The following is a 4,441-nucleotide window of genomic DNA, read 5'->3' as shown; positions in this document are numbered from 1 at the left end:
CCTGCTCCCATATAGAACTTTGGAAAAGCATAGAAACGAAGCTGGACTTGTGGAGTAATGAAATTATAATGAAATCGTGTAGTCTCGGTTATATTTTCAGGTATCTTATGCTCTGTCAGCTTGCTGAGAATACGGGTGTAATCAATGCCCAGCTCAGCACCTAGCCTGCGGTATTGCCATGTGCCAAAGACTCCAATACGAGGATTTACACCACCACGTTCATTCATTGTGAAAGTAGGACGTATATCATAGTTCTCAATAATACTGCTTAATCCTGTTATTTTAGAGTAACCAGTACCTGTGCGAAGTCCTACACGAAACAGGTGCTTGTAAGGGAAAGAATATCTTTGAACGTCTGAAGAATTACGTTCTGTATTGGAAGGATTCGTTGAGATATTACTCTCTGCTTTATCTCTGGCAATATTATCCTCTCCCTTAATCACAGCTTGCTGGGGTGATTCAGTATTTTTATTTTGCTGATTGTTTATATTATTTGTTCCGTCTGATGCAGGAACTGATGAAGAAACGCTTTGCCCCTTAGTACGTGATATCGTTTTAGTATACTTTGTTTTTCGCAGTGAATGACGTTTATAACTTCTTTTCGTATTTTTCTTCATGGTATAATGTGTCCGACTCTTTACCTTATTATAGGTATGGTTGGAGACATTCTGTTCAGATAAAAGAGGTTGATCATCTTTGATAATAGGTGGCGGTAAGGGCGTAGAATGGTCGCTTTTAATGGGTTGCTGAACTTCCTGTACCTCTTCTGGTTTGTCATTTTTGCAACCCATTGCAACGAAAGCGATTGCAAATATAACAAATATGATATTAAAAAGATGGTAGTTTCGTTTGTTAAATCTGTTATTCATAAGGCATTACAATGATTTACAGATTGAAAAGATAACTCACACAGAGTTCTATATTCTGGCTATGAGTAGAATGCTCTGCCCAGTTATAGTCATTCGTCTCGGTCTTTATCGTTGGGTTGACACCATAGAAATAACGAAAGTCTACCGCCCAGTGATTATTGATTTCATAGCCGAAGCCACCACCAAGTGCAATGTCTGGCTGCCCCGTCAACTTCTCTTTCATTAGACGTTTCGTCTCTGCGACAGTGGCAAAATGATAGTTTGCAAACTTACTGTCTTCTTGATTGCTCTCGTAAGATATGCCCTTACCATTAAGATTAGCTCCCGCACGTCCACCAATTGAGATATTGAAGCCTTTGCGCCAAGGATAAATCTTCAGCAGAGCAGATACACCAATGTAATTATAACGAGGTGTAACCTTATAGTTTAACTCCTTATTATCATTATAGACAAGCTGTGATGCCTTCTGCCAATAGCTAAATCCACCTTCAACACCTATGATGGAACCATCGACATGATACTGAGCAAATACACCAACTGTTGGAGTAAACTGCCACTTGTCTTTGAAAGTATAATTGGAATAATAGTCTTCTGGTACAAGAATTTTATCCATGTCCTTATTCACAGATACGCCATACCCCAAACGAATTCCAAGTCTAAAAGAGGTGTTTTGTGCTGGGAGATGAGTACTTACTAAGAGTATAATAGCTAGAATAGCGTTTTTAGAAATCATATTCATTGCAATAGTTATTTTATGTGAGCAAAAATACATAAAAATTAAACGATCGCATAATATTTACACTAATTTAACTTTTATGAGCAGGGGGAGCAAGGAAATTACGCAAAGATTCAGCAACTTGTTGGCTTATAATTTCCTGATTATCTACTGTATGCTGTCAAGTGTGAGGATAGCCGTAAAAAACTTATCTTTAGGAATATGACAATAGTAAATGATTAGTTACATGTTCTGCTATTGCGGAATAATTATCATTAAAATGAAGAGGGATAAGTTTCCCTTTTCATAGTTCTAACCATCTTGAGAATATGCTTTTATATCCCATCCATATTCCTGCAGATTTTTAGTAAAGACAAAGTTAATAAGACATTTGCGTTGATATGATTTATTTGCATTTTTAAACTTAGGTTGTTTTTGCTTCTCATAAATAACCTGGATTACCTGAGAGTAACTTTCCTTACATCGTAGCTGTTCTTTATCTATCTTTTCCATGTAATAATCTACTTCATCTTTATCTAAATAGCTGTTAAGTTGTTGTAATATGGTATCTCTTTGAAAAGTTTCATCAAGTTGAAGCCAGTTGGTTTGCTTGATTTGTTTTCTTTTAGCAGGACGTTTAATTTTATTTTCTTCATAGGGAAAAAGATACTCCCCTTCTTTGCATGGACGGTCTAATTCTGGGTCTTTAGATTTAGGGTGTTCACGTGTGTAGATATAAAAGCGTAAAGACTTTGGAGAGCCATTACGCCCACGTCCATAGCGTTCTGCAACCTCATAATCAAACCATATATCTGAACGTTTTTCTCTATATAACTTATAAAGTTCCTGTTGTGCAGGAATAATAACCTTCTCGACCATCGTTTTAAATCGAGTATATTTCTCTTTCTCCAGCAACTCACCAGTTTTTGGGTCATGCAGCTCGGAAAGTCCAAAAGTAAAACGAAATGCTTCAACAGACATCTTGAAAACTCGTTTTTTATATGTTTCGTTCGGGGTAGATGGGTCTACAAAACGAAAATCACCTGAGTACTGACAACAGAACTCATAGAATTTCTGTGAATACTTTGATTCGAGTAAGATGGCAGTGTGAAGATTTAGAACTGTAAATGATTTAGTTAGGCAGATAACATAATCATATAGCTCTGGTGAAACACGCACAGTATAGTCATTAGTTGCTGTATTCCAACGAAAGGCATCTATCCAATGAAAATAGTCAATGACAAGTTGATCGTTCTCATTATTATGAAATTGAATGATTGCTTTTTGAGCAAGTGAACGAACGGTTTTATAAGTTCTAACAACATTGGTATTGCCTCCTATCGATGATAAATCCTTATCTGTCATATTAAAGACAAGATTTTCCCAGTTTTCACGCATTTTCAAACCCATTTCCTCATAGCGCATTTTGATTGCTTCTGACAACTTATAAAGAAATCGTCGTTCCATCATGGTATAGCGTAATGGAGAACGCGTCAATAGATTGCTGAAACTGAAAGGACTTCCTTTCGTTCCTCCATTCTCAATCAAAGTAAAAATCCGCTTTGTCATTTTTAAACCCTTTAATAACTTTTCTTTTGGATAAATCCTTATAAGGTCGAAGCGAAAAATATATTAAAGGGTACTGGAGGCGACAACTGTCTACTATACCAGCAATTGTATTAAAGTGTCTCGAAACGACAATACAAAGATATTTATTTTCTTTCATATACGCAAAGAAACTTCATCTTTTCATAGTGAAATCTAAGTTGTACTAACAAGCAAAAAGAAGGTGTTATTCATTCTCAAAAGGTTACATAATGGTTCTCAAAAGGTTACTTATTCATTCTCAAAAGGTTACATAATGGTTCTCAAAAGGTTACATAATAACAAATAAACAAAATGATAATCAGGGAGTTACATGCCTCTAAAATAAAGCTTATAAATAAAATATATAAATAAAGCTTATAATGTGCGTGCGCAAGGAAACTTTAACTAAAGGGACAAGAACATTAAGGTTTACATTTCCTTTATCTATGTATATCGAGCAAAAACAAAGATGAACCTGATAAAATAAGAATTTGAGACATTCTTAATAATAAGATTTGCTCTACCATCTCTTACCTTTTTATCTTTTATCCATATATTGACACTTTAATATTACAACACATTTTCTATATCGTTTCTGGTTGAATTTCTGCACACGGAAGGCATAACTATGACTTCCCCTTTAGTTTTTCTCAAAAGGTTACATGAATATCATCCTTTTTCCCCTATAATGTTTTGTTATATCTATAATAAAGAAATAACATCATATTTTATTATAGTTATTGTATATTATAGTAATTATATAATTGTGTTATGAAAGCATAAAATATGCTTACTTTATAGATGTATTTTATTATTGTCATATTTTAATAGTGTGATAAAGGAATAAATTCATAAAGGTATATTATAAAAGTGTAATATAGCTATTTATAGAATATCGGATAATAGGTGTAAAGTAATAATAGAATAAAACTATATAACATTATTAGTATAGTTTATTATTATCATTTTACAATCATAAATTATCCATCGTCTTAGCATATAAGTATAAAGTAATACAAGCATACTGATAATAAATATTATAGTCATCTAATGATTGAGAGAAGAAACTTCATTTAAATGTTTTTTCTACATGGTTTCTACATGGTAAAAGTGTCAATTTCAATCGGAAGCAAGTTGTACCTTTATGCACCTATTTTTCAAATTGGAGCATAAAGGTTACTTGCCCACAGAAGTGGGAAAATATACTGTCGCAACTCCAGTATAAGAACAAAGAGGAATAAGAATTTTATAGTTTGAGCAATTTTTTAAA

3 protein-coding genes are annotated in these 4,441 nt (G+C 33.8%); all 3 read right to left on the bottom strand.

What is annotated here, in order from left to right; genetic code table 11:
* The coding region (locus tag O3603_RS11825; RefSeq protein ID WP_371523030.1) for a PorT family protein at nucleotides 1-869 on the bottom strand (869 nt) is incomplete at its 3' end.
* A gap of 16 nt (nucleotides 870-885) precedes the next feature.
* Nucleotides 886-1,608, bottom strand: a complete 723-nt coding sequence (locus O3603_RS11820) for a porin family protein (RefSeq protein WP_371523029.1) — start codon at nucleotides 1,606-1,608, stop codon at nucleotides 886-888.
* A gap of 288 nt (nucleotides 1,609-1,896) precedes the next feature.
* Entirely contained in the window at nucleotides 1,897-3,153 is a 1,257-nt protein-coding gene (locus O3603_RS11815; protein WP_371523028.1) for a RepB family plasmid replication initiator protein, read from the bottom strand.
* Between the last annotated feature and the right edge of the window lie 1,288 nt (nucleotides 3,154-4,441).

Origin of the sequence: Prevotella sp. 20925_1_30 (genome assembly GCF_041433025.1) — a bacterium.
GTDB lineage: Bacteria > Bacteroidota > Bacteroidia > Bacteroidales > Bacteroidaceae > Prevotella > Prevotella vespertina.
Note: the sequence above shows the minus strand (reverse complement) of the source record. Positions and strands in the feature narration are given on the sequence as shown.

Coding starts and splice junctions, on each gene's coding strand:
- O3603_RS11820 (WP_371523029.1), bottom strand. CDS start 1,608: ATGAATATGATTTCTAAAAACGCTATTCTAGCTATTATACTCTTAGTA.
- O3603_RS11815 (WP_371523028.1), bottom strand. CDS start 3,153: ATGACAAAGCGGATTTTTACTTTGATTGAGAATGGAGGAACGAAAGGA.